At 60.4% G+C, this 26106-nt stretch carries 24 protein-coding genes; 11 read left to right on the forward strand and 13 right to left on the reverse strand.

Annotated features, from left to right (window positions below; genetic code table 11):
* Window positions 1-90: 90 nt before the first annotated feature.
* Window positions 91-975: a LysR substrate-binding domain-containing protein gene (locus AB4N84_RS24675; protein ID WP_460043641.1), complete on the forward strand. Its 885-nt coding sequence runs from the start codon at window positions 91-93 to the stop codon at window positions 973-975.
* Here the strand turns inward: AB4N84_RS24675 and AB4N84_RS24680 are convergent, their stop codons facing one another.
* Window positions 976-2127 (reverse strand): MalY/PatB family protein, encoded by a 1152-nt coding sequence (locus AB4N84_RS24680; RefSeq protein WP_460043643.1) that lies wholly within the window; start codon window positions 2125-2127, stop codon window positions 976-978. It abuts the gene before it with no gap.
* Window positions 2128-2355: 228 nt separating this feature from the next.
* Between AB4N84_RS24680 and AB4N84_RS24685 the strand changes: the two genes are divergently transcribed.
* Together AB4N84_RS24685 and AB4N84_RS24690 are read left to right on the forward strand one after the other, a co-directional pair.
* Window positions 2356-2988 (forward strand): hypothetical protein, encoded by a 633-nt coding sequence (locus tag AB4N84_RS24685; RefSeq protein WP_460043645.1) that lies wholly within the window; start codon window positions 2356-2358, stop codon window positions 2986-2988.
* Window positions 2981-3700, forward strand: a complete 720-nt coding sequence (locus tag AB4N84_RS24690) for a hypothetical protein (protein WP_074751099.1) — start codon at window positions 2981-2983, stop codon at window positions 3698-3700. Before AB4N84_RS24685 ends, AB4N84_RS24690 begins: the two co-directional genes overlap by 8 nt.
* A 53-nt stretch (window positions 3701-3753) precedes the next feature.
* On the opposite strand, the gene AB4N84_RS24695 is transcribed toward AB4N84_RS24690, so the two are convergent.
* Window positions 3754-4911, reverse strand: a complete 1158-nt coding sequence (locus tag AB4N84_RS24695; RefSeq protein WP_460043647.1) for an aminotransferase class V-fold PLP-dependent enzyme — start codon at window positions 4909-4911, stop codon at window positions 3754-3756.
* A 210-nt stretch (window positions 4912-5121) separates the two neighbouring features.
* Between AB4N84_RS24695 and AB4N84_RS24700 the strand changes: the two genes are divergently transcribed.
* A complete protein-coding gene (locus AB4N84_RS24700; protein WP_074751096.1) occupies window positions 5122-5586 on the forward strand; it encodes an Lrp/AsnC family transcriptional regulator in 465 nt (154 codons plus the stop codon).
* A gap of 319 nt (window positions 5587-5905) precedes the next feature.
* Here AB4N84_RS24700 and pcsA read toward each other — a convergent pair whose 3' ends face one another.
* Window positions 5906-6625 (reverse strand): phosphatidylcholine synthase, encoded by a 720-nt coding sequence (gene pcsA, locus AB4N84_RS24705; protein ID WP_074751093.1) that lies wholly within the window; start codon window positions 6623-6625, stop codon window positions 5906-5908.
* Between the two features lie 296 nt (window positions 6626-6921).
* Between pcsA and AB4N84_RS24710 the strand changes: the two genes are divergently transcribed.
* Window positions 6922-7251, forward strand: coding sequence for a hypothetical protein (locus AB4N84_RS24710; protein WP_074751091.1), 330 nt, complete (start codon window positions 6922-6924; stop codon window positions 7249-7251).
* Between the two features lie 28 nt (window positions 7252-7279).
* Here the strand turns inward: AB4N84_RS24710 and AB4N84_RS24715 are convergent, their stop codons facing one another.
* From AB4N84_RS24715 to AB4N84_RS24730, 4 genes are all read right to left on the reverse strand, one after another.
* Entirely contained in the window at window positions 7280-7849 is a 570-nt protein-coding gene (locus tag AB4N84_RS24715) for an N-acetyltransferase family protein (RefSeq protein WP_460043648.1), read from the reverse strand.
* Window positions 7850-7993: 144 nt separating this feature from the next.
* Window positions 7994-9988 (reverse strand): peptidase U32 family protein, encoded by a 1995-nt coding sequence (locus tag AB4N84_RS24720; RefSeq protein ID WP_074751089.1) that lies wholly within the window; start codon window positions 9986-9988, stop codon window positions 7994-7996.
* 122 nt (window positions 9989-10110) lie between these two features.
* Window positions 10111-10491, reverse strand: coding sequence for a RidA family protein (locus tag AB4N84_RS24725; RefSeq protein ID WP_074751088.1), 381 nt, complete (start codon window positions 10489-10491; stop codon window positions 10111-10113).
* A gap of 122 nt (window positions 10492-10613) precedes the next feature.
* Window positions 10614-11522, reverse strand: coding sequence for a LysR family transcriptional regulator (locus AB4N84_RS24730; RefSeq protein ID WP_074751401.1), 909 nt, complete (start codon window positions 11520-11522; stop codon window positions 10614-10616).
* Between the two features lie 152 nt (window positions 11523-11674).
* Between AB4N84_RS24730 and AB4N84_RS24735 the strand changes: the two genes are divergently transcribed.
* From AB4N84_RS24735 to AB4N84_RS24750, 4 genes are all read left to right on the forward strand, one after another.
* Window positions 11675-12817: a Gfo/Idh/MocA family protein gene (locus AB4N84_RS24735; RefSeq protein ID WP_460043649.1), complete on the forward strand. Its 1143-nt coding sequence runs from the start codon at window positions 11675-11677 to the stop codon at window positions 12815-12817.
* 222 nt (window positions 12818-13039) lie between these two features.
* Complete coding sequence (locus tag AB4N84_RS24740; RefSeq protein WP_460043650.1) at window positions 13040-14092, forward strand: GGDEF domain-containing protein; 1053 nt, start codon at window positions 13040-13042, stop codon at window positions 14090-14092.
* 244 nt (window positions 14093-14336) lie between these two features.
* Window positions 14337-14534: a hypothetical protein gene (locus tag AB4N84_RS24745; RefSeq protein WP_460043652.1), complete on the forward strand. Its 198-nt coding sequence runs from the start codon at window positions 14337-14339 to the stop codon at window positions 14532-14534.
* A 258-nt stretch (window positions 14535-14792) separates the two neighbouring features.
* The gene (locus AB4N84_RS24750) at window positions 14793-17147 is read left to right on the forward strand and encodes an FdhF/YdeP family oxidoreductase (protein ID WP_460043654.1); all 2355 of its coding nucleotides are present in this window, start codon (window positions 14793-14795) and stop codon (window positions 17145-17147) included.
* A 54-nt stretch (window positions 17148-17201) separates the two neighbouring features.
* Here AB4N84_RS24750 and ligD read toward each other — a convergent pair whose 3' ends face one another.
* Window positions 17202-20078 (reverse strand): DNA ligase D, encoded by a 2877-nt coding sequence (ligD, locus tag AB4N84_RS24755; protein ID WP_460043655.1) that lies wholly within the window; start codon window positions 20076-20078, stop codon window positions 17202-17204.
* Window positions 20079-20260: 182 nt separating this feature from the next.
* On the opposite strand from ligD, the gene AB4N84_RS24760 reads away from it, so the two are divergent.
* Window positions 20261-20494, forward strand: a complete 234-nt coding sequence (locus AB4N84_RS24760; RefSeq protein WP_074751077.1) for a hypothetical protein — start codon at window positions 20261-20263, stop codon at window positions 20492-20494.
* A gap of 63 nt (window positions 20495-20557) precedes the next feature.
* On the opposite strand, the gene AB4N84_RS24765 is transcribed toward AB4N84_RS24760, so the two are convergent.
* Window positions 20558-21427 (reverse strand): isocitrate lyase/PEP mutase family protein, encoded by an 870-nt coding sequence (locus AB4N84_RS24765; protein ID WP_074751075.1) that lies wholly within the window; start codon window positions 21425-21427, stop codon window positions 20558-20560.
* A gap of 219 nt (window positions 21428-21646) precedes the next feature.
* Window positions 21647-22738 carry an NADH:flavin oxidoreductase/NADH oxidase gene (locus tag AB4N84_RS24770; protein WP_074751072.1) on the reverse strand — a complete coding sequence of 364 codons (1092 nt, stop codon included), beginning with the start codon at window positions 22736-22738 and terminating at the stop codon, window positions 21647-21649.
* 49 nt (window positions 22739-22787) lie between these two features.
* On the opposite strand from AB4N84_RS24770, the gene AB4N84_RS24775 reads away from it, so the two are divergent.
* The gene (locus tag AB4N84_RS24775) at window positions 22788-23123 is read left to right on the forward strand and encodes an ArsR/SmtB family transcription factor (protein WP_460047132.1); all 336 of its coding nucleotides are present in this window, start codon (window positions 22788-22790) and stop codon (window positions 23121-23123) included.
* A gap of 83 nt (window positions 23124-23206) precedes the next feature.
* On the opposite strand, the gene AB4N84_RS24780 is transcribed toward AB4N84_RS24775, so the two are convergent.
* The 3 genes from AB4N84_RS24780 to AB4N84_RS24790 all read right to left on the reverse strand — a co-directional run bounded on the left by AB4N84_RS24780 (window position 23207) and on the right by AB4N84_RS24790 (window position 26035).
* Complete coding sequence (locus AB4N84_RS24780) at window positions 23207-23449, reverse strand: hypothetical protein (RefSeq protein WP_460043657.1); 243 nt, start codon at window positions 23447-23449, stop codon at window positions 23207-23209.
* Window positions 23450-23817: 368 nt separating this feature from the next.
* Window positions 23818-24054, reverse strand: a complete 237-nt coding sequence (locus tag AB4N84_RS24785) for a hypothetical protein (protein ID WP_074751062.1) — start codon at window positions 24052-24054, stop codon at window positions 23818-23820.
* A 157-nt stretch (window positions 24055-24211) separates the two neighbouring features.
* Complete coding sequence (locus AB4N84_RS24790; protein WP_460043659.1) at window positions 24212-26035, reverse strand: NAD(P)-binding domain-containing protein; 1824 nt, start codon at window positions 26033-26035, stop codon at window positions 24212-24214.
* Window positions 26036-26106: the final 71 nt, after the last annotated feature.

Below are 26106 nucleotides of genomic sequence, written 5' to 3' on the forward strand. Positions count from 1 at the left end.
TCAAGTGAAGTGCCAAAACCTGACTGTATTGCTTGCGTCAATCGTGATAAATGCAGGCTTCATTCGTGGATTTCTAACCCAGGGTTTGTAATGGACAGGCTTCGCAGTCTTGAGGTGTACGTTGCCGTGATCGACGGCGGGAGTTTTACTGCGGCCGCCACAACGCTGGAAATCTCGGCGGTGATGGTGGGTAAATACATCAAGGCGCTCGAGCAGAGCCTCGGGGCGCCGTTGATTCAGCGGACCACGCGGCACATGCAAATGACAGAGTCAGGGCGAGCTTTTTATGCCGAGGCGCGTCAGGTGCTCGAGCAGTGGCGACAGGCGTGTGAAAGTGTGGAAGGACTGCAATCGACACCCCATGGACTGCTTCGCATCACCGCGCCGATGACGCTGGGTTCCTGCATGGTTGCACCGCTGGTGGCTGCCTTCCTGGTGGCTTACCCGCAGATTCGGGTGGAGCTGATCCTCAACAACAGTTCCGTGGATTTGCTGCAGGACGGCTTCGACGCTGCGTTCCGTATTGCTCATCTGGAAGAAATGGATTTGGTCGCCAAACCGCTGCAGGCCTACGAAATGCTCATCTGCGCGTCGCTTGAATATTTGCAGCTTAATGGCACGCCGGAAAAACCGGCCGATCTGGCGCACCACCGTTTACTGGTGCATTCGAGCTGGACGCAACGCTTCAACTGGGCGCTCAAGGAGGGAAATACAGACATTCCCTGGCCTGAGCACTGGGTGATGAAAAGCAACGACGGCCCTGCATTGCGTCTGGCCGCGCTGGCCGGGGCGGGGATCTTGATGCAGCCGCGCTTCCTGGTCGCTGATGACCTGGCCAGTGGCGCACTGGTGTCCGTTCTCGGAGATTATCTGCCGTCCCCAAAGCCGGTCCACCTGATCTATGCACCGCAACGCGCGCGGCTGCCGAAATTGCGGGCTTTCATCGACTTCGCGACCCAGCGGCTGGGTGTCTGATCAACCCCGTCGTTGAAGGCTGCGCTCCATACGGGCCAGTGCCTCTTCCAGCATCGAGCGTGGGCACCCGAAGTTCAGCCGTACGAACTGGCCGCAATCGTCACCGAACTCATGGCCTGCGCTTAGCGCCACTTTGGCTTCATTGAGGAAGAACTGCTGAGGGTTTTCGATATCCAGTCCCGAGCAATCCAGCCAGGCCAGGTAGGTGCTCTGCGGCAGGTTCATCGAGATCCCTGGAAATCGGGTTTTGATTGCATTCGCCAGATAGTCGCGGTTGTCCTGAAGGTAGGCAATGACCCGCGTCAGCCACGGCGCGCCTTTGCTGTACGCCGCTTGGGTGGCGTCCAGGCCAAGCGCGTTGACGCTGTCGACCAGGCCCAGGCGTCCGGCGTTGAAGCGCAGCCGCAGATCGGGGTTTTGTATCACGGCGAACGCGGTTTTCATGCCGGCAATGTTCCAGGCCTTGCTGGCGGACATCAGCGTCACCGTACGGTCGGCGATGGCCGGGCTCAGGGACGCGATCGGCGTGTGGCGACGGCCATCGAAGAGGATGTCGGCGTGAATCTCGTCGGACACGATCAGCACATCGTTCTGCACGCAGGCATCGCCAATGGCGCGCAACTCTTGCGCGTCGAAGACCTTGCCCAATGGATTGTGCGGATTGCTCAGCAGCAGGGCGCGAACCTTGGGCAGGACGCCCTGTAAGGCGGCGATGTCGGTCGGGTATTGGCCATCGGCGTCGGCATGGAAGGGCAGGTCGATGCGTGGCAGGTTCCAGTGACCCGGGGCATCCAGCAGTGGCGCGTAGTTGGGTGTCTGCACCAGCACGCCGCTGCCTTCGGGCACCAAAGCATTCAACGCCATGTTCACGCCCGGTTCTACGCCGGGCAGGAACACCAGTTCCTCAGGCTTGACCTGCCAATCGTAGTGCTGAGCCAGATGCGCCACCAACGTTTGGCGTAATGTGTCCTGCGCCACGGAATAGCCCAGCAGCGGATGTTGCAGGCGCGCGGTCAGCGCCTGAACGATCGGCTCAGCGACCGGGAAGTCCATGTCGGCCACCCACATCGGCAATACGTCTTCGGGGTACTGGCTCCACTTCTTGCTGCCGGTGTGCAAGCGTTGGTGAACGCTGTTCAGGTCCATGGTCATGCTCGTCTCGAAAAAGCGAGGGGCGATTGTGCCAGAGACCGGGTGAGCCATGAACAACCAGCGCGGGGTGCTTGGGGTGCGAGGTTAGACATGGCTGCCAATCGCGCCATTTTTTTGAGTAAAAGTAACCTCAGGAGGTTACATTTTCGAAAGTAACCTTTTAAGGTTACACCTTGCGTATTTGCCCTATAGTGAATATCACCCCTGCACTGGATTCAGGACCTACCCATGACCCTCAAGGCAGTCTTGACCGGCGACCTCATGCACTCACAGACCGTGTCCGATACCCAGGCGTATCTGGACGGGCTGCAGCGTGTGCTGACGGCGCTCGGCGCTCGTTATGGATTGAACACTGACACTTACCGGGGCGATGGTTTTCAAGTCGTGCCCGCACAAGCGATCCACGGATTCGAGTGCGCGCTGGCGATACGCGCGGGCCTGATTACCGCCAGCCCGGAAGGGGAACGCTGGGACGCGCGCATCGCTATCGGTGTCGGCCCGTCGGCCTCCGGCAAGCAGTATGGTGAGGCGTTCGTTTTGTCTGGGCAGGGGTTGGACGGAATGAAAAAGCTCACCCTGGCGGTCTTCAGCCACGACGCCTCCCTGCTGCGGGCGGCTGAACTGGTCACCGAATTCGTCGCCGCCACGGTGGACAAATGGACGGTGGTCGAGGCCCAGGCCTATTACGCGCACCTGCTGGGCACGGGTGATCAACAAACCATCGCCGAGAACCTGGGCAAGTCACGGGTCGCGATCAACAAGGCGCTGCAGCGTGGTCAGGCCAAGTTGCTTGATCGCTATCTGGCGTGTACGCGGGACTGGATCAATGAGTTGCAGGCCAAGGAGTCGCCCGATGCGTGATACCTCGTTGGTGCTACTGGTGTTGATCCTGCTCAACATGCTCCTGGACTATGGCTATGCCCAATGGCAAGAGCGCAAGCCAGGCCCTGGGCGGGTGCGTGGCGTGTTAGTGGCTTTCGCTCAAGGGACCATGATGGGCGTCGTGCTGTACGCCTTTGACCGACAGGCCCTTGTTGCTGCTGTGGCGGGCATAACCTTTGCGCTCGGCTGGGGAGTGGTTCGCTGGCTGGTCGGCAAGTGGCAATCGGGATTTGCGTTCGTCTTGCGGTTTGCCTTGCAGGTGGTCGCCCTCACGGCGGTCTGGCTCAGTGCCGAAGGCTATTGGGGGTGGGCCGGTGAGTTGACCAAAGACGTGTTCAGCACACACAACCTGCTGATCGTTCTCGGTTATGCGCTGGTCTTACGCCCGGCGTCCGCGTTGATTGGCGCCGTGCTGACGCCGTGGCTTGCCAGCGTCAACAGCGAAGGGTCGCTGAAAAGGGCTGGCACGCTGATTGGCTATCTGGAGCGAGTACTGATTCTGACCTTCGTCCTGTTGCAGCAATGGGAAGGCATCGGCTTTCTGCTGACCGCCAAAAGCATACTGCGCTTCAACGACATCAAAAGCGCCGAGCAGCGCTCGCTCAGCGAATACGTCTTGCTCGGGACATTGGTGAGCTTCACCGTCAGCATCGCCATTGGGCTGGCCGTGCTGAAACTGTCAGGAAAGTAACCTCTGAAGGTTACTTTCCTCAATGTAACCTTCAGAGGTTACTGACGTGCTGACTACCAGAACGTTGCCGACGGAGCGCTCAACCGGCCAGCAATGACCGCGATGGCTTTCTCTACGTCCGCTGCCTGGGTGTAGCGTCCCAGGCTCAAGCGCAAGCTGCTGCCGGCCCGGGCTTGGCTCAGCCCCATGGCGAGCAACACGTGGGAAGCGCCGCTGCTGGCCGAGTTGCAGGCCGATGTCGATGACACCGCTAACTCGCTGGACAGGCTCATGGCGGTAAAGCCCGGGCTGTCGACGCAGATATTCAAAGTGTGTGGGACGCGCTGTTGCGGATCGCCATTGAGGCTGACGCCCGGCAGGGCCAGCAATCCATCGCGTAACTGGGCCGACAGTGTGCTGATCCGTTGCAATTCTTCGGCCATCTCGGCGCTGGCGAGGGCATAGGCAGCGCCCATGCCGACGATCTGGTGAGTTGCCAGGGTGCCCGAGCGGAAGCCTTGCTCATGACCACCCCCGTGCATTTGCGCTTCCAGCAACGGACGCGCTCGCTCACCGACATACAGCGCACCGATGCCTTTGGGGCCATACGTCTTGTGCGCGGAAAATGACATCAGGTCGACAGGCAGAGCATTCAGATCAATGGCGAGTTTGCCAGCGCCTTGCGCAGCATCGACATGGAAGAGGGCACCTTGATCGCGGACAAGCTGGCCGATGGTCGCGATGTCCGTGACAGTGCCCAACTCGTTATTGACCAGCATCAGGGAGACCAGCAGCGTGTCTTCGCGCAGCGCCTGGCGCACAGTCTCCGGCTGGATCAAGCCTTGACTGTCGGGTTCAAGCCAGGTCACGGGGTAACCGGCCTGTTCGAGTTGGCGCACGGTGTCGACCACGGCCTTGTGTTCGATGCGGCTGGTGATCAGATGCCGACGTGGACCCTTGGCACCGAAGGCGATGCCTTTGATGGCCAAATTGTTGGACTCGGTTGCGCCTGAGGTCCAGATCAGCGACTCGGCATCAGTGCCGACCAGTTCGCCGACCTGACGCCGCGCAAGTTCTACCGCCTGGCGGGCCTGATTGCCGTAGGCGTGGGAGTTGGAAGCCGGATTGCCAAAGGTGCCTTCGCGGCCCAGACACGCCACCATTGCCTGGATGACGCGGTCATCGACAGGAGTAGTGGCTGCGTAATCGAAGTAACAAGGAAGTGTGCTCATGGGGAGAAATCCGCGCTGTCCGTAATGCTGAAAATACTACTAGCGTCGAACTGAAAAAAAATTGATTACTGAACGCTGTTTCAGCGATGGATTAGATTATTTACCTATTTAGACCGTCAATCAGCGAATATGATTTCGTTCGAGGGATGCTTCGGGTCTATCCTTATCGCTCGACGCCATAAAAACCCTCTGAAACGGCAAACGCACACCATGGACAAGTTTGATCAAGCGATTTTGAGCATCCTGCAAAGCGACTGCACCCGACCGATCGCCGACATGGCCGAGAGCATCGGTTTGGGCAGCACGGCCTGCTGGCGGCGCGTCCAGAAACTGGAAGAGCAGGGCATGATTCGTGGCCGGGTGGCGCTGCTAGACCCGGCACAGCTCAATGTCGCGGTGACAGTGTTCGCGGCCATGCGCACCAATCAACACAACGCCGAGTGGCTTGGCGGCTTCCACGATTTGATCGCGACCCTTCCCGAAGTCGTCGAGTGCTATCGAATGGCAGGCGACACGGATTACATGCTGCGCATCGTCGTACCCGACATTGCAGGCTACGACGCCGTTTACAAGAAGCTGATTCAGTTGTCGGGCATCACCGACATCAGCTCCAGCTTTGCGATGGAACAGATCAAATCGACGACGCAGTTGCCCCTGAGCTATACGCGGTCCTGAACCCCCGCAGGAACACCGCAAAACCTGTAGGACGTCCGAGATTACGAGGCCAGCGAACGCGGTGGGTCAGCCACCGGTGATGCCGATGCCCAGCGCAGATGACTGGAACACCGCAATACCTGTAGGAGACGTCCGAGGTTACGAGGGCAGCGAACGCGGTGGGTCAGCCGCCGGTGATGCCGATTGACCCACCCCATTGGTCCGACCGCGGCCCGCAGCAAGCGGGTTCCTGCAATGGCGATGCCCGACTAAGTTGATCACCCATAAAACAAAAAAGCAGCCTGAGGGCTGCTTTTTGCTGTCGGGCGTTTGAACGGCGTCAGACGCGCGCCTTGTCGATCCACTCAAGCGAGGTACGCCAGATGCAGATGCCGAGGAAATAAGCCGACATGGCGAGCCAGACGCTCAGCACGACCGTACCGTTGTACGGGTGATTGATGACCAGCAGAAAGCTGCACAGAAACCAGACGCTGGTCACGGCGATGTTGATCGGCATGAAGCGACGCACACGGAACGGGTGCAGAAACTTCATCCGGGTCACGGTCAGCAGCGCCAGGCAGATCACGGTAATGAACGTGAGCCACGGCGCGGGCGAAAGGATGTACACGCACAGCGCCACCACGTTCCAGGCCGCAGGGAAGCCCTGGAAGTAGTTGTCCTTGCTTTTCATCTCGGTGTTGCAGAAGCAGAACAGTGACGACACCAGAATGATCGAAGTGGTCAGCAGAAGCGTGTAATCCGGCAGCGGAATATAGCGGTAGATGAACAGCGCCGGAATGAACACATATGTCAGGTAGTCGATCACCAGGTCCAGCACCGACCCGTCGAAATGCGGCAATACCGACTGCACGTTGACCTTGCGCGCGAGCGAACCGTCGACTCCGTCGACGATCAGGGCAATGCCCAACCACAGCAGACAGGCTTTGGGCTGGTTGTCGAACAGCGCGATGGTCGCGAGGAAGGCAAGGACGACGCCAGTGGCTGTAAAACCATGGGCGCCCCATGCTTTGAGCCAGGCGATGCGTTGAATAGGGATCATGGACGGTCCTTCTTGAAATAAAGCCAGCCAGATCAACGCGCCGGTGCTGCTACCGATCAACCTGGCCAGAGGTGCAACTATCGACCGGTCATCGGTCGATAAGGTTCACCCTCAACTCCTACACGGTAGCAGGCGGCGCAGGCTTTCGTTACTGAATTGTCAAAACGCCAGCAACGATTTAAGCGCAAGCCGTGTCATTGGTCGCCTGACCACCAAAGGAGGCAAACTGCTGGCCCCTATTATCCATAAAGCTCGGCAAAATCCACGTCCTATCAGTCAGTTAGGCAAGGATTTGCATGCAAACTCTCAGGATTGCTTTGGTGTTTTGTGTCGCGGCAGGTGCCTCATCGGCCCTGTTTGCGCGGGATCTAAGCAAGAACGAGCGGGATTTATGCACCTGGGGTGCAGGGGTTGCCGCCACCGCGCAGCAATACAAACTGGCCGGACTGACCCTGTACGGGGCGCGGAACAAGATGCAGGCCCGGCATTTTCCCCAGCAGTGGATGCGCATGAGTGCCCTGGGCATCACCGAACAGACCTACGACAGCGCCTCGCGAATGCGTCCTGAGGGCGTAAAGCAGGTCTATTACGAAGGCTGCACGCGGCACGAACTGGCGCGCCGCTGACGCCGGCCGGGGCTGTAGCAGTCCTCCCTCAGGAAAACCGTTGCATCAGGTACGCCTCGCCAGTCACGCGAATCATCGGGTGCGGCGTGATCTGGCAGGTCTTTATGACCGAAAACCCGTGGCGTTCGTAAAAGCGTCGGGCGCCCGTGTTCGCGGCGTAATCGATCAGGCTCAACCCCTTGAGGCTCAAAGCTTGGGCTCTTGACTGAGCACGGTGCAGGAATTGAAGCCCCAGCCCCTTGTTGCGCCAACCTTCATGCAGCGCCAGGCTCGAGATGTACAGCGTGTCGGGCACCTCCATATCGGCGTAGGGCGCAAGCACAGGGTCGGTCGGCGGCTGGGCATCGGGATCCTCACGCATGACGTAGCTGTGCATCATGCCGACCACTTCGCCATGTGCCTCGGCGATCAAGCAGTTTTCGTAGGAAAAATCCACGCCCTCGCGGGCATAGCGCGCCTCCCCGACGTCGAGCAGGTGTTGGCCCGGCTCAGCCAGCTGACTCCAGATGTAATCTGATGCACCTTCCGAGGTGATTTGAAACAGGCGGGCGATTTCACGCGCATCCGAACGTCGCGCCGGACGAAACTCGACAGTCATTCACAAGGCTCCACAAGGCATTGGGCGCCTTTTATAACGTGGAATGTGAAGCAGAGGCAGGGCGCTGGACAGCCACGTCGCGATCACGCCGATGGCCGTCGTTTTCGCATCCGGGCGCGCCATTGCGGCGCGCCCGGCCATCACTCAGTGCGGTGCGCGGGGAATGGTTTTGAGCAAATCGGCAGGGCTGATGTGCCCCACGACGGGCACGCTGCCAGGCTGCGGCAGGCCGAGGATATTGCCCTTTATCTTGCCGATCACATGCATTTCGCACGGCTTGCAGTCGAACTTCAACGTCAGCACTTCGTCGCCATGGACCAGTTGCATCGGCGCAACCTTGGTGCGCACGCCGGTCACGCCCTTGGCCTGTTTCGGGCACAGGTTGAAGGAGAAGCGCAGGCAATGCTTGGTGATCATCACCGGGACTTCGCCGGTTTCTTCGTGCGCCTCGAAGGCCGCGTCGATCAACTGAACGCCATGACGGTGGTAGAAATCACGGGCTTTCTGGTTGTAGACGTTGGCCAGGAACGACAGGTGCGATTCCGGGTACACCGGCGGCGGGCTGGTCTCGGCTTTACGACCACCACGAGGATGGGCGGCCACACGGGCGGCGGTCAGCGCATCAATGACCTCACGGCGCAAGGCTTTGAGCTGGGAGTTCGGGACGAAGTACGCCTGCGGGGCGTCCAGTTTGACGTCCGTGGCGTGGTATTGGGTGGTGCCCAACTGGCCCAACAAATCACGCAACTGATCCAGTGCCTGTTCTGGCTTGTTCGCGGCGCCAAACGGGCCTTCCAGCACGACGCTCGCGCTGATGCCTTCCTCACTGGTGGCCGTCACTTCCAGGCGCTCTTCACGCAGGCGCGCCAGCCACGAAAGGCCAATGCGACGTTCGGCGGAGGTTTTCTGCAAAGCCTGTTGCCAGTTGTGGTCCAGGTTGCGGTTCAGCGGATGATGGGGGCGGACTTTGTACAGGTCGGCCGGCATTTCGTTGGGCTCGACGCGATAGCGATAGCGCTTCTCGCCGTCCTCCTCGAACTCGCCTTTAGGTTCGGCGATGTTGGCACGGAAGCCCACCACTTCGCGCTTGATCAGCACGTTCAGGCCGTCGCCGTTGGTCAATGGGTCATGCGTGACGACCTGCAAGTCGCGTTTGCCGACTTTTTCCACGATGCCTACCGGCAGGCCGGTGAACGTCGGGGTGTCGAACGCACCGATGTCGATCTTGCGATCGGTGACGAAGTAGTCGGTGCTGCCACGGTGGAAGGTCTTTTCCGGGTCGGGCAGGAAGAAGTGCGCGGTACGGCCGCTGGAGGCGCGTGCCAGGTCCGGGCGGTCTTCAAGCACATCGTCCAGACGCTGACGGTAATAGGCGGTGATGTTCTTCACATAGCCCATGTCCTTGTAGCGACCCTCGATCTTGAACGAGCGAACGCCGGCTTCGACCAGTGCGCGGATGTTGGCGCTCTGGTTGTTGTCCTTCATCGACAACAAATGTTTTTCGAAGGCCACGACGCGGCCCTGATCGTCTTTCAACGTATACGGCAAACGGCATGCCTGAGAGCAGTCGCCACGGTTGGCGCTGCGGCCATTCTGGGCGTGGGAGATGTTGCACTGCCCGGAGAAGGCGACGCACAACGCGCCATGGATGAAAAACTCGATGGCGGCATCGGTTTCATCGGCGATCTCGCGGATTTCCTGAAGGTTCAGCTCGCGGGCCAGCACCAGTTGGGAAAAGCCGGCCTGATCGAGGAATTTCGCTCGCGCCAGGGTGCGGATATCGGTCTGGGTGCTCGCGTGCAGTTCAATGGGGGGAATGTCCAGTTCCATCACACCGAGGTCCTGAACGATCAGGGCGTCGACGCCGGCGTCGTACAGTTCGTGAATCAGCTTGCGCGCCGGCTCCAGCTCGTTGTCGTGCAGGATGGTGTTGATCGTGGTGAACACCCGCGCGTGGTAACGATGGGCGAATTCAACCAGTTCGGCGATATCGCTCACGTCGTTGCAGGCATTGTGACGGGCGCCGAAGCTGGGGCCGCCGATATAAATGGCGTCAGCGCCGTGCAGGATGGCCTCGCGCGCGATCGCGGTGTCGCGGGCAGGGCTGAGCAATTCGAGGTGGTGCTTGGGTAAGGACATGTTTTTTAGTCGGATCGTCACGGGCAAGTCGCGCATTGTAGCGGCGAAACGCCTGACCGGCATCCTTCTACTGCCCGATGGCGGCCTCGCCGTGAACGAAGCCGCCGACTCAGCGAAACGACTCAGCCCTTGGCCGCCATCGCGGTCACTTCAACGCGCATGCCTTCGACCGCCAGCGCGGCAACGCCAACAGCGGCGCGAACAGGCCAGGGTTTGGCGAAGAAGCGCTTGTACACGTCGTTGAAGGCGGCGCGGTCCGCCATGTCGGTGAGGTAGATGGTGAGGTGCATGACGCGATCCATCGAACTGCCCGCGCGCTCCAGCGCCACCTTCAACGCTTGCAGCGTGCATTCGCTTTGCGCCGTGATGTCACCGAGTTCCAGGCTGCCATCGGCACGGGTCGGAACCTGGGTGGAAACCATGACACCGCCGAACGTGGCGACGTCGGAGGAAATGGAGTCTGCATCGGGGTCGGGAAGAAACGTGAGGTCTTGAGTCGCCATGAATCATCTCTTGCTTGTGGAGGAAGACAGCAGGCCGCGTATCAGCCGCTGGACCAAAGACGGCCATCATAAAGGAGAACGCGGGCGTGTGAGTTTCGGATCGCCGCGTCCGTCGTCCGTCGTCAGGATCGGACGGTGGGCTGCGGCACCGCCGCGATGTGCTCTTTGAAGTAATCGATCAAGGCGCGCAGTTTTGGTGTGGCATTGCGGCTGGAGGGCCAGAGCATCCACAACGAACCTCGATGGTCGGTGAACGCCGGCAGGACTTTTTCAAGCGTGCCGTCGCGCAGGGCCTGCTGGGTGGAGAAGTCCGCCAGGCACGCAATCCCCAGTCCTTCGAGGGCCAAGTGGGTAAGGGCGTCCGTGGTGGTGCAGGTGATGACCTTTCCCAGTTCCGGATCGCTGTCAGCGTCCTCTGCGCGCACCGGCCAGCGTTCCAGCGCGCCGCTGGCGGGAAACTTGTGCAGCAGGCAGGCGTGGTCGCGCAGTTGATCGGGGTGCGTGGGCCGCCCGTGACGTGCCAGATAGCCCGGAGAGGCGACCAGTTCGAGCTTGTACTCGCCCAGCTTGCGCGCCATCAGCCTGGAGTCCGAAGGCTGCCCGGTGCGGATCACGGCATCGAACCCTTCTTCGATCACATCGACCATTCGATCGGACAGGTCGACGTCCAGCTCGATCTGCGGGTAGGCCTGCATGAAGCCCGAGAGCAGCGGAAAAATCAGGGTGTTCTGCAGCGGAACGCTGATGCGCAGCTTGCCGCGAGGCGACTCGGCCAGTTGCGACAGTTCGATTTCCGCCTGCTCGGCCTCCTGAATGATCCGCCGGCAGCGCTCCAGAAACATCTCGCCTTCAGCCGTCAAGGTGACGCTACGGGTGCTGCGATGGAACAGGCGCACCCCCAGGCGTTCTTCCATGCGCGCAACACTTTTGCCGACGGCAGACGAGGAGATTTCCAGCAGCCGCCCGGCTTCGGTGAAGCTGCGGGTTTCGGCGACCTGCACAAAGGCGGTGATACCGCTGAGGCTGTCCAGCATCGTGTTGACTCCCAAAGGCGGGGAAGGGATCAGAGCGTGCGCCAATTTAAGCTATTTTGTCCGCAATGTTCGGATACCCGACCTGTTTTTCTCCCACGAACCGCTCCATAGACTCCAGGCTCTATTCTTCTTGCTGTAGGGAGCCTGTCATGAGCACCGTTTCCACCCCCATTCGCGTCGGCCTGGTCGGCATCGGCAATTGGGCCCTGCACGGTCACGTGCGGGTGCTTTCTCTGCTGCCCCAGTATGAAATCAGCGCCATTTACAGCCAACGACAGGAAAGCGCCCACGCCGCGGCGGAGCAATTCGGCATCCGTCATGTGGTGGGATCACTCGATGAGCTGGTCAACCATCCGGAGGTGGACCTGGTGATCGTGCTAACCACGGCGCCTCAGCATGAAGAAGCCGTGCGCGCCGCGATCGCCGCCAGGAAAGATGTCTATTGCGAGTGGCCGCTGACCACCAGCACCGCCATTTCGCAAGAACTGACGCGCCTCGCCAAACAGACCGGTGTTCGCCATATCGTTGGCCTGCAGCGCCGCCACGCGCCGCACAACCGCTATTTGCAGGATCTGTTGCAACAGGGCTATGTCGGCAGGGTGCGCTCGGTGCGGATTCACGTCAGCATGAATTATTTCCAGGCACTGCGTCCCAATGCGCTGCGCTGGACGGTGCCCGTGGAAAACTTCTCCAGCGTGATTGCGATCTACGCGGGGCATTTTCTCGACATGCTGTTCACCGCCACCGGTTGGCCGGTGAACGTCACGGGTCTTGTGGTCAATCAGTTCGACAAGGTGACCATCAAGGAAACCCACGAGGTGTTCCAGACCTCGGCGCCGGACCAGATGGTGCTGGCGGGCCAACTGGAGGACGGCGCCCTGGTCTCGGTTCACATCGAAGGCGGCAAGCGCAATGGTTCGGGTGTGCAGATGGAGATCACTGGCCATGAAGGCGACCTGCGGATCACCAACACCTCGGCCTTTGGCGCAGTCGGCGATGATTATGTGATCGAGGGCGCTCACGGCGATAACCTGCCGCTGCAGGTTTTGCCGATTCCGGACCGTTATTTCCGCTTGCCACCGTCTGATCTGCCGTCGGCCGTGCTGGAGCTCGCCGAGCTGTATTACGTGCACGCGCAAGACGTGGCGCACGGCACACAGGCCGCCGCCACGTTCGACGACGCTGTCCGCATGCACAAGCTGCTCGATGCGGCCTTGGTGTCTTCGCAGACAGGGCGACGCGAGCAGGTTGCAGAGGATGCCGAGTATCGACTGAGGGGCGACAGGCGGTAGACGCCTTCTACCCCCGGAAAACGGCCTTCAGCGGCCGTCGTTGGCCGATGGGCAATCGCGGGCGCCGCGGTTGTTGGGTGCCTTCGGCACGGGTTCGGGCGTTTCGACTGAAAATGGCGCTCGCGATCTGAAAGACTGCATAAACTGCTTGATTGGCTGGCCGACACTTTATTGAAGAATGTCGGTCAGTACACTCCCAAGCCTTTCCTGCGAGTCGCCTCGATGAACACCCTTTCCGCCGATGACCGCCTTCAGGTCGTTAGGGACGCCACCGCCGAGTACTGGAAGCACATCATCCCGATCGTGCAAATCGCCTTTGCCATTCACGTGTTGCTGCTGGGGCTCTTTCTGATCGTGGCTATCCCCGTGATGTGGATCCTGAATGCGTTGAGCATCGCGATCTACATCGGCTGCCTGTTTGCCATACGGCGTCGACGGTATCAATGGGCGGGCTTTCTCATCAGTGCCGAAATCATCGTGCATGCCGCCGTTGCCACCTGGGTGCTGGGCTGGGACAGCAACTTTCACTTCTACATGTTCTGCATCGTTCCGATCATCGCCTTCAGTTTTCAGTCGTCTCCCGTCCGACGCACCTGCCTGAGCGTCGCGATTCTGGCCGTAGCGGTCCTCGGCTTTGCCTTCCGGCACCATGTGCCGGGGGCGATGATTGGCGTCAAGGCGCAAGAGATTTTTGGCATTGTCAACGCATTCACCGCGACGGCCCTGTTACTGCACGCCACCGCCCTGACGGTGCGGTTCAACATGACCATGCAGATGAACCTGTTTCATTCCGCTCACCGGGACAGCCTGACCAACCTGTACACCCGCCGTCGCGTGCTGCAGAAATTGCGTCATCTGGGCGGCGGTCGGGGCGACAATTCGACCTCGATCGTGCTGATCGACATCGATCATTTCAAGCGGATCAACGATCAACACGGCCATGATCTGGGCGACGTGATGTTGCAACGGGTAGCGGAAGTCATTTCGGACTGTGTGCGCGTGACCGACATCGCCGCTCGCTGGGGAGGTGAAGAATTTCTGGTGCTCATGCCCGATACGACGTTTGAAGAAGCCAAACAGGTTGCCGAGCGGTTGATGCTGCACATTCGTGCCCAAACGGCGCTGGGTGAAGCAACGACGGTCAACGTCACAGCAACGCTGGCGGTGGCCACCATGCATTCTGGCGAAACCTTTCGAGACACGCTCAATCGCGCGGATCAGATGCTGTATCAGGGAAAACAGGAGGGCCGTGACCGCTTGATGCTGGCGAGTTGAGCCATTCCCGTGTTTTAACCGCCTGTCTTGAATGTCGCGAAAGGCTGCGTTTTGTCCGCAAACGTGCATCCGTTTTGCGTGACTGACCGTATATATTCGGGCGTGCGGGGTGAGACTCAACAACAATGCTAACGGCGAGATATCTGGTATGTGGATGCGAAAGCGGCGCGATTCTCTTGTGCAGGACCTGTCCGATACCGCCGAGGAGCTGCGGTCATTGGGCAATCGGATCATGGAGCTTTCGGTGGACCTGTCTCAAAAGGACCTCCCTCGGGCCGCTGAGTCCACCGCCAGAATGGTCCTGGCGCTGCAGGAAAAGGAAGAGCTCCTGCGTCGTCATGTCGAGCGCTTGACCAAGACCGGAAACCTGGGGCGTCGCGTGACGGACCACATCGCCGAGCGTTCGGCGCCCGCGTCGCACGACCGTGGTGCTGAGTCCTGACACGGCAGCACCTGTCTCATTCCGATTCTTTTTCGTCTTTTTTGAATTCCGACACTTTCAACTGATCGTGACCGCTTGTCGTCATACCGGCAAGGCACCTTGAACGCGGGCACCGCCACGACCTCAATCGATGTGAACAGAGCTTGCTCAGGTTGTTGGCAGATTCACCGCTGCGCTGCTCAGACGCACTCATGTGTTTCGACTTTCGCGCTAACAACCTCAGACGCTCGCTCCCAATCGTCGCCAATGTGAGGTCTCATGCAGCTCATCCACCCTGTTGCGTTTTACCGGCCCTATACGTCAGCCGCTGGAGGCTGGGGCTCGGCTCATTCGGTGATGAGAATGCTCTGGCGCGAGCAGTCATTGTTCAAAACCCCTGCCGCGCTGTTTCAACAAAACAAACCCAAAGGCTTTGCCTGCGTCAGTTGTGCATGGGCCAAGCCGGGCGACCCCCATGCTCTGGAGTTCTGTGAAAACGGCGCCAAGGCCACGGCCTGGGAGCTGACTTCGCTGAAGACCGGTCCCGGCTTCTTCGACCAGCATACGGTCAGTGAACTGAGGGATTGGGACGACTATGAACTGGAGCAGCATGGGCGTCTCACGGCGCCGTTACGCTACGACCCCGAAACGGACCGTTATCGCTCGACCACGTGGGAGGACGCGTTTGCCGCCATTGGCGCCGGCCTGAAAACCCTCAAGCCTGACGAAGTCGTGTTCTATGCCTCGGGCAGGGCCTCGCTGGAAACCTCGTTCATGTACCAGTTATTCGCCCGGGCCTACGGCACCAACAACCTGCCCGACAGTTCCAACATGTGCCACGAAAGCACGTCGGTCGGGCTCCAGGAGAGTATCGGGGTGCCCGTCGGCACGGTGACGCTGGCCGACTTCGAGCATACCGACTGCATCTTCTTCTTCGGACAGAATGTGGGCAGCAATAGCCCTCGGATGCTGCATCCGTTGCAGGACGCACGTAAGCGTCATGTGCCGATCATCACCTTCAACCCCCTCCGGGAGCGCGGGCTGGAACGGTTCGTCAATCCGCAGTCGCCTCGCCAGATGATCGGCCCCGACTCCACCGTCATCAGTACCCAATACCACCAAGTGTCGATTGGAGGTGACACGGCTGCCGTCATGGGCATCGCCAAGGCATTGCTGGAGATGGATCGCCTGGCGGTACAGCGTGGCGAAAAGCCGGTGCTCGATCACGACTTCATCGCCGAACACACCGACGGTGTCGACGCCTTTCTGGCGGACGTCGAGCGCCATCCCTGGGTCGAACTTGAGCGTCGTTCGGGGCTCAGTCGCAGCGCCCTGGAAGCGGCGGCGGTGGTTTATGCGCGCAGCGAGCGGGTCATGGTGATCTACGGCATGGGCATGACCCAGCACCGCCACGGCGTGGAGAACGTGCAGATGCTCGTGAACCTGCTGCTCTTGCGCGGCAATATTGGCAAGCCTGGCGCAGGTATTTGCCCCGTTCGCGGGCACTCCAACGTCCAGGGCCAGCGCACGGTGGGCATCACTGAAGATCCGGCCAAGGTGCCCAAAGAAAAAATCGAGTCACTGTTTGGATTCAAAGTGCCAGAGCGCAAGGGCAGAGCGACGGTCGACACCTGCGAGGGAATGCTGGACGGCACCGTGAACGGGTTTATTTCGCTTGGGGGCAACTTTATCCGCGCGGTGCCGGATACCGACCGGATGGAGCCGGCGTGGGCAGGCCTGGCGTTGAATGTACAGATCGCAACCAAGCTTAATCGCAGCCACCTGTTGCCCGGGGCAAGCGCCTGGTTACTGCCGTGTCTGGGCCGTATCGAGCAGGATGTGCAGGACGGCGTCGAGCAGGTCTACACCACCGAGGACAGCACCGGCTGTGTGCATGTCTGGCAAGGAAGGGCGGCGCCGGCCAGCGATCAGCTGCGGTCTGAAACCGCGATCATCGCCGGCATTGCTCAAGCGACGCTCGATGGCAGCGAGCGCGTTCCGTGGGATGCATGGCGCGGTGACGCTGCGTTGATCCGTGCAGCGATCGCCAGCGTCTATCCCGAGATGTTCCATGACATGGAAACCCGCATGTGGGAACCGGGCGGTTTCCACCGTCCACTGCCCGCAGCCCGGCGTGAATGGAAGACCGACACCGGCAAGGCCCGTTTCAAGGTGCCGCAGGGCCTTGATGAGGATGACGATGTGTCGCCCGGTCTTGATGCCCGCGCGGTGATCCAGCTGATGACGTTGCGCAGCAACGACCAGTTCAACACGACGGTGTATGGGTATGACGATCGATTTCGGGGTGTGCATGGCACGCGCCGCGTGGTCTTCATGAACCGCAACGATGTGGTGCGCCTCGGCCATGCCCCGGGCGACTGGGTGACGCTGCGCACAGCCGTCGAGCCCGAAGTCCTGCGTGAAGTCGGGCCGTTGCAGATCATCGCCTACGACATTCCCGAAGGCTGCGCGGCCGCTTATTACCCCGAATGCAACCCGCTTGTTCCGTTGTGGCATCACGCCGAACGCAGCAAAGTGCCCGCGGCGAAATCCGTCCCGGTGACGGTGCAGGCCGCGCTGCCCGATGCGCGCGCAAAGGATCGTGCGTTGCGCGCAAGCGATCATCTGATCTGAAGCCTGCTGGCCGACGGCATCTCGACGGGCTGTATTACCGCTGTTAGCCGCCGGCTATTTCTTCATGCCGACCCGCGCACGCATGTCAGCGGTGATGGTCTGCCGGGTGCTGGCTAATTCGGCCCACGGGTCCGTGTCCAAGTGGTCCAGCCGTTCATGAAGGTTGCGCAGCGTCCAGACGTCTGCGCCTTTGATGTCGTGAATTTCTTCCGGAAAAATCGGCACCGACACCGGCAGCCCCTCGCGGGTGCGCACCGAATAGGCGCTGACGGTTGTCGCACCAAGCCCGTTGCGCAGGTAGTCGATGAATATCCGCCCAACGCGGTTCTTCGGGCCGGAGACTGCGGAGAATCGGTCAGGGACAAGTTTGGCCATGTGTTTGACGATGGCGTGACTGAAGGCTTTGACGGTGTCCCAGTCGGCCTTCGGCGTGAGTGGCACGACCACATGAATCCCTTTGCCGCCGCTGGTTTTCAAGAACGATTTCAGGCCCAGCTCGTCGAGCACGGCCTGGGTCATCTGGGTCGCTTCCACCATGCTTTTCCAGGGGAGGGCAGGGTCCGGATCAAGGTCAAGAATGAATCGGTCAGGACGCTCAAGATCCTTCGCCACGGCGTTCCAGACATGCAGCTCCATCGCGCTCATCTGCACCGCCCCGACCAAGGCTTCGAGGTTGTTGATCAGCATGACCGGATGGCCGGTGTAGGCCTTGCCCATTGTCTCGATGCCCGGAATCGCCAGATGCTCGGCGTTTTTCTGAAAAAACAGCTCCCCCGTTACCCCTTCCGGCGCCCGGACCAGTGCCACGGGACGTTGTGCCAGCTGTGGCAAGAGCCACTCCGAGACACGGATGCAGTAGTCAGCCAGATCACGCTTGGTCGCGCCGCTGACAGGATCGATGACCCGTTCGGGGTGCGTGAGCCTGATTTTCCCGGACGTGGCGGGGGGCGCTGTTTTCTCGTCTTCAGACCGGGCATGGGCGGGCTTCGCGGGCACTTGCTTCTTGGCTTTTGCGGCGTTTGCGGCCTTGGCAGGGGCAGGGCGCTCCTCTGTGATCGCCTGCGCGGGCTTATCGTTGCGCAAGCCCTGAAACACTGCGTGCCTTACGGAGCCGTCCTGAGTGATCTCGGCGAACGCGACTTCAGCCAGCAGCTTCGGGTCAAGCCAGTGAACGCCCTTGGCCTCAAAACCGGTGGGCGGATTCACCACGGCGGCTTTTTTGATTTCAAGCGGCAGCAATTGATCGTAAATCGTCGTTAACGTCGCTTCATTGAAGCCGGTGCCTACTTTGCCGCAATAGCGCAGCTCACCACTGTCCGCGTCGTGCAGGCCCAGCAAAAGCGCGCCGAACTTACTACGCGCACCTTTTGGCTCGGTGTAGCCGACGACGACAAACTCTTGCCGCCGTTTGCACTTGAGCTTGATCCAGTCTGTGCTGCGCCGGGACACGTACGCGCTGCCGACGCGCTTGCCGATCAGCCCTTCCATTTGCATCTGACAGGCGCTGTTGAGCAGGTCCTCAGGGGTCTCGCCAAAGTCGTCGGAAAACCTCAGCACGTCGTCATCGCTGTGTTTCAGCACCTCGGACAGCGCCTCGCGTCGTTGTTCCAGCGCCACTTCGCGCAGGTCCATGCCGTTGAGAAACGGCAGGTCGAACAGGTAGTAGACGATGCTTTCGCTACGGCCCACGTCGAAGGCGTTTTGCAGGGCCTGAAAATCAGGCACGCCTTGCTCGTTGGTTACCACCATCTCACCGTCCAGCCAGGCGGATTCAAGCCCGAGGCTGGCAATGGCTTCAGCCTGGCGTGGCAATTTGTGCGTCCAGTCGTGACCGTTACGGGTAAACAGCTGCACGCTGCCGTGGTCGACGCGGGCCATGACCCGGTACCCGTCGAACTTGATTTCGTAGCGCCAGTCACCCTCGGGCGCCGATTCCACCAGTGTCGCGAGTTCCGGTTTGATGCTGTCTGGGAGGGCCGACGTTTCAGCGGCAGCCGTTGCAGAGCGCTTGGGTTTCGACGTACCGGGTGGTTCTGGCGTGGGGTCGGAGTCCGGTTTGCGCTTGGACGCCTCACGCTGCGTGCTCGGCGCGGGTGCAGAGTGGGCGGATCTGGACGTGTCGCTTGCGGGATTTCGGGCCTTCCTTCGAGCCGCGCCGAGGCGAATCCAGGTGGGTGCGTGATCGCTGGCATGTTCTTCCCCGCGCACCCATGCATCGACACCGGCGTCCTGCAGATGAGGCGCAAGCACAGGGTTCAGCAGCAGGTGATCAATGCGCAGCCCGGAATTCGTCTGCCAGTGCTTCCGAAAATAGTCCCAGTAGGTGTAAATGCGCTCGTCCGGGTAGATGTGCCGCAGGGCGTCAAGCCAGCCCTGGGCGAGCAGCCGCTGATAGCATTCGCGGCTTTCTGGCTGAAGCAGCGCGTCCTTGAGCCACGAACGGGTGTTGTAAATGTCCTCGTCGGTGGGAACGACGTTGTAGTCGCCCGCGAGCACGACCGGATGCTCACAGGACTGTAATGTTTTCGCATGGTCAATCAGGCACTCGAACCATTTGAGCTTGTAGTCGAACTTCGGCCTCGGCTGAGGGTTGCCATTGGGCAGGTACAGACAACCCACGACGAGCCCATGGACTGCCGCTTCCAGGTACCGGGCGTGGGTGTCGTCTTCCATGCCGGGAAGGCCTTTGCGGATAAGCAACGGCTCCGCGTCGCGGGCCAGAATGGCCACCCCGTTCCAGGACGACTGGCCCAGGTGCAGCGAACCGTAACCGGCTGCCTCAAGCGCTCCTGCCGGAAACGATTTGTCCGGGGCCTTGAGTTCCTGAAGGCAAACGATGTCGGGCTGTTCCCGGTCCAGCCACTGCAAGACATTGGGCAGTCGCGTGCCGATGCCATTGACGTTGTAGGTGGCGATCTTAAGGTTTTGCATCGCGCGTTCCCTCGATTGCGCCCGAAACGTTCTTATGTGAGGGCTCGGGAGCGGGCGAGTTCGGCATTTTTGGTCGAGGCATCTGGCCTCGGTCGGTTATAGGCGTGTACGGGGTGCTTTTCGGGAATTCGTCGCCGATAAACCGGTCGACATGACGAATAATAAAAACGGGGGGAAGACCCATGACTTGCTTGATTTGCGCAGGCCCGGCCGAAGAGCTCGCGTGCCCTGAGCCCTGGGAGGAAAGGAAATGCGCAGCGTGCGGCCACTACCGGATGTCCCACGCGCTGGTGCTCGCGCTCATGGACCAGGGACAGATCTTCGATGTGGGGAAGGCACGGGCGTGGCTGGTGAGTCACCGCAGCGAAACGCAGATCCCGTATCTGGAGAAGGTCAGTGGTTTGTTGCAGACCTGACCCGCGCGGCCCGGCAGGCCCACCCGTGTGCTGTGGCGGGCGCTGATTCGCCGGGCAACAGGGTTACTCTTTGACGTCCATGAACTCTTCCGCCCAGGCCACATAGCTTTCCGGCAGGGTGTAGGTGTGGGTGAGTTCGGTCGCGCTGAGGTTTTCGGTGCTGTGCGTGACCTGACGCTGCGCGCGCAGGCTGTCGTAGGTGGCCTTGATCGAGGCGAAGTAGGCGGCGTGACCGGCCACGATGATCCGCACCCCCAGCTTCGCCAGCCGCGCGTTGTCGTTGAGCTTCGGATTGCCGTAGGTCACCAGCATCAGCGGCACTGTCAGCTTTTCCGAAATACGTTCGAGGTGTTCGAAGTCCTTGATCCCGACGATGCAGATGCCGTCAGCGCCGGCTTGTTCGTAGGCCAGTGTACGTTCGATGCAGTCTTCGACCGACAGTACGCCTGCGTTGGTGCGCGCAATGATCGCCAACTCCGGGTCGACACGTGCCTCAAGCGCCGCTTTGACCTTGCCGATGCCTTCTTCTACAGAAATGAGATCGGTGGATTTACGGCCAAACTGTGCAGGCAAGAGGGTGTCTTCGATCGTCAGCGCGGCAACACCTGCGCGCTCCAGCTCTTCGACCGTGCGCATGACATTCAGCGCGTTCCCGTAGCCATGATCAGCGTCGGCAATAAAAGGAAGTTGTGCCACGCGGCCAATGCGGGTGGCTTGTTCCACGAACTCACTCAAGGTAATGAGTGCAAAGTCCGGTGCGGCCAAAACCTGCAGCGAAGCGACCGATCCGCCGAGAATGCCGACTTCAAAGCCCAGATCGGCAGCAATGCGGGCAGACATCGGATCAAACACGGAAGCGGTTTCAAAGCAGGCCTGAGAGGCCAGGAGTTGGCGAAAATTACGGCGCAGAGCGGAGTGGGAAATTCTGGACATGACGGTTCCTGAGTCTGGGCCTTCGTCGAAGATACGATCTACGCCTGTTTAAAAGTGCGGCGAGAGTATCACGGCCAATAAAATCAGGATTATGACGGTTCGGCATGGGGTATGCGCCGCACACATAACGCACCAAAAAAGACCACTGGTGCGCATTTTTTTGTGTGATCTGTACCAAAAGAGACGCCGCCTGAGCGACGTCCCCGGTTCAGCGTCGCCTCAGCGATAGCGTTCCAGCCAATGCGCGTAAGGCGCAGGCAGCGTCCAGGACGCGTTGTCCACGCCCAGTTCTTTGGCGGCGAAGTACGCCCAGTGTGGATCCGCCAGGTGAGCACGGCCAACCGACACCAGGTCCAGATGCCCGGCCTTGATGGCGTCGTTCGCCAGTTGCGGCGTGCCGAAACCCCAAGCGGAGGTCACCGGTATTCCCGCCTCGCGACGCACGCGCTCGGCAATCGGGCCCATGAAGGCCGGGCCCCACGGGATATTGGTGTCCGGGATGGTGAAGCCGACGCTGACGCTGAGCAGGTCCAGACCGCCGTCTTTGAAGCGGCGCGCCAGTTCGATCGATTCACTGAGCGTCTGCTCGTCGCGGCCGTCGTATTCAATCACGCCGAAGCGCGCGGTCAGCGGCAGGTTTTCAGGCCAGACTTCGCGCACTGCCGCCAGGGTTTCCAGCAGGAAGCGACTGCGGTTGTCAAAGCTGCCACCGTAGGCGTCAGTGCGCTGGTTGGAGTGCTCGGAAAAGAAGCTCTGCCCCAGATAACCGTGAGCGAAGTGCAGCTCGATCCATTCAAACCCGACTTCGCGAGCGCGGCGGGCGGCGTCGACGAAGTCCTGACGAACGCGGGCGATATCGTCCAGCGTCATTTCCTGCGGCACCTTGGGCAGGTGGGCTCCGAACGCGATCGGGGAGGGGCCGATGGTCTGCCAGCCGGCCGGGTCCGTTGCTGCAATGTGATCGTCGCCTTCCCACGGGCGATTGGCGCTCGCTTTGCGGCCTGCATGGGCGATCTGAATGCCCGGCACTGAACCCGCGGCCTTGATCGCTTTGACGGCTGGAATAAAGGCCTGGGCATGTTCGTCACTCCAGATACCGGCACAGCCGGGGGTGATGCGTCCCTCAGGCGATACGGCAGTGGCTTCCACCACCACAAGGCCGGCACCACCGCGCGCCATGCTGGCAAGGTGGACGTGATGCCAGTCATTGATGACGCCGTTGTCGGCCATGTACTGACACATCGGGGGAATGGCGATGCGGTTGCGCAGGGTGACGTCCTTCAGGGAGAACGGCTCGAACAGTGCAGACATGGACAGATTCCTCGTAGGGTTGATTCGCTTGTTCGATAGTATTCGAAATATGGCGTTACGCGAAACCCCTCGTTATGATGCGCACATGCGCGCCTTCAAACATCCTCTGCCGTCCGAACTGTCCCTTGAGCGTCTGCTTTATGCGCTGAGCGACCCTGTCCGCCTGGACATCGTGCGCCGGCTGGCCAGTGTCGCCGAAGCGACGTGCGGTGAACTGGACGGGGGGCGACCCAAGTCGAGCATGTCCCATCATTTCCGTGTCTTGCGCGATGCCGGGCTGGTCCAGACCCGCAATGTGGGGACCACGCACATGAATACCTTGCGAGCCGACGCGCTTGAACTGCGTTTTCCGGGGTTACTGAACAGTATTCTGGCGCAAGCCTGACAGCCCGCGAATGCTGTGTACGGTGGGGGGTGTCACGAAAGTGCCGGGCAGTCGTTACGCACCGCGCAGCGTTCAACCCTGGATCAATTCGACAATTGCTTGAGCCGTTGCTGCACAGCGTCGTCAAAAATGATGTAAAGCGCTTCGATGTCGGCGGCACGCAGGCGTCGTGCTGTCTCAAGGCCCAGAATGAAGGCTATCTCCATGGCACCTTCTCTTTCGATGTCTTCCCGGGTGGTGGCGGCGTTCAGTGCCCGCACCAGATCATTGATCGGCCCTTGTATGGACTTGTGGAGGCGGAGTGCTTCAATTCGCTCTTGTGGCATTGCTCAATCCTGAATAGCCGAGGGCTCGGTGGCATCATCTTCGCACGTAACGGCAGCGCACTGGCAGCACGCGATGTGGCCTATAGCGAAAGGCTTACACGCGTTTGCGCAAACCCGCCGTATACACACCGGTGCCGACGTCATACATTGGATCCATCGACTGAAGCACAGGAAGGGCTTCAGAGGTCAAGGATGATCTGCCATTTGCCCGGAAGGCTGCCGACAGGACGTTGGAATGGTGTTGATAGAAAAGAACCCGCTCAGGCGGGTTTTTTATTGCCTGTGATTTGCCGGGCACCCCACGTTGCCACCGGACGACGAGGCCTGCGCCGCCCGGTTCTGGGCGTCGGTATCCGGTATTTGGGTATTCAGTGGAGCATCCTTCGGGTTTCTGCGAGATCCGCTTTCAGCAGATCATTGAGTTCCTTCCAGGGATAACGAGGCCCCGTTGCGCTCATTTCACAGGTATCGGTGTGCCTGAACGGGTGCTCGTCGGTCGTCGGGCACTGCTTTGCGCCGCAATGCCGGCAAGCCAGTTTATGCCCGTGAATGATCCACGCCTTGTTCCAGCAGTCCATGGTGAAAGGGGAACGACTCTTTGGCATACAGTCATCTCCTGCGGCGATAGAGGGGGCGTAGAGAGCGAACGGCGTTCACGGCTTCACCGAACGCTCGCGATTGAGGCGGTACTGATCGAGCGAAAGTGTAGGCGTTTTTTTAAACAGGAGAGCGTCGCCCAACCGAAGTCGGGCGACTTTTTTATCAGCCTGCGTGGTGGCTGGGCGCGAGGGCATAGACCGAGGGTTCGAGACCTTCAAAACGCGCCTTCAATTGCAGCGCAAGGTACAACGAATAGTGCCGTGACTGGTGCAGATTACCGCCGTGAAACCACAGGTTCTCCTGCTGCGTCGGCTTCCACATGTTGCGCAATTCGCCTTCGTAAGGGCCTGGATCCTTGGTGGTGCCGGAACCCAACCCCCAGCAACGGCCGACCTTGTCCGCGACGTCCTGGGAAATCAGTTTTGCCGCCCAGCCATTCATTGATCCATAGCCGGTGGCATAAACGATCAGATCAGCCGGCAACCGGCTGCCATCGTTAAGCACCACGGCGTCTGCTTCGATGCGCTCAACGCCAAGCCCGGGCGCACTCTTGAGCTTGATCGTGCCGTTGGCGATCAGCTCCGAAGCACCGACGTCGATGTAATAACCGGACCCGCGACGGACGTACTTCATGAACAGCCCGGATTCATCGTCGCCAAAATCGAGCATGAAACCGGCGCTTTCGAGTCGCTCATAGAACGCTTTGTCACGGACCTTGATCGCTTCAAAGACCGGTTGATGGAAACTGGGCATGACCTTGTAGGGAATGGACGCAAACAGCATGTCGGCCTTGTCCGTCGTCAGCCCGCTGTCCAGCGCATCTTCCGAATACAGCCCGCCGAACACCAGGTCCATCAGGCTGTCGGAGCGCACGATATGCGTGCTGGAGCGTTGCACCATGGTCACCTCGGCGCCGTTTTCCACCAGGTCGGCGCAAATATCGTGTGCCGAGTTGTTGGCACCGATGACCACCGCACGTTTGCCGCGCCATGCGTCGCCGCCGGGATGGCGGCTGGAGTGATGTTGCTGGCCTTTGAACACCTCGGCGCCCGGATAGGCCGGCACATTCGCCACGCCGGACATGCCGGTGGCGAGAATCAACTGGGTCGGCTGCAACGTCAGGCGTTCGCCATCACGCAGCACCTCAACCGTCCAGGTGCCTGCCTGATCATCAAATCGGGCGTTGACGCACTCGGTGCGCGCCCAGTAATTGAGCTCCATCACCTTTGTGTACATTTCCAGCCAGTCGCCAATCTGATCTTTGGGCGTGAACACCGGCCAGTGATCGGGGAAGGGCAGGTACGGCATGTGGTCGTACCAGACCGGGTCGTGCAGACAAAGTGATTTGTAGCGCCCCCGCCATTGGTCGCCCGGACGCTCCGCCTTGTCGATCACCAACGTGGGAACGCCCAGGCGTTTGAGTCGCGCTGCAAGCCCCAGTCCACCCTGGCCACCGCCGACGATCAGGCAGTAGGGTTGGGTGGTGATGCCCAGCGACGCCTCTTCATCGCGGCGACGTTCCAGCCAGTTGCGTTTGTCGGCGTAGCCGTGACCGTGGTTGGCGCCCATGGGACGGCGTCGACCGGTGGGTTCTTCGTGGCCTTTGAGTTCGCGCATGGTGGTCAGCAGTGTCCAGCAGAGCCCGTCTTTCAAGCGCACATAGCCTTTGCCACGCGCGACGTCGGTCTCCAGGCTGATCCAGCCTTCAAGCACGCCATCCGTCAGCGTCGCGTCGCCTTCCAGCTGCCAATGTTCAGGGCGTGTCGTATCGAGTCGCGATTCCAGCATGTCTCGGATGGCCGGTTTGCCTTCCAGCGTGACCAGGTTCCAGCTGAACAGCAACAAGTCACGCCAGTAACACGTGTCGGCGAACAGGTCGAGGGTGCCGTCGATGTCACGCTGGGCGAGACGGTCGCCCAACTGTTCGATCCACGACGACAGTTGGGCAGTGGGCGTTTGCAGGGGTGTTTCGATTGCGACGTTCATGGGGGTTTCTCCCGATCTTGTTGTTTTTGTACCGCGTTGGTCAGAGCAAAGCTCGGGCCATCCCCCCAAGA

The organism is Pseudomonas sp. S2_H01, assembly GCF_054668305.1.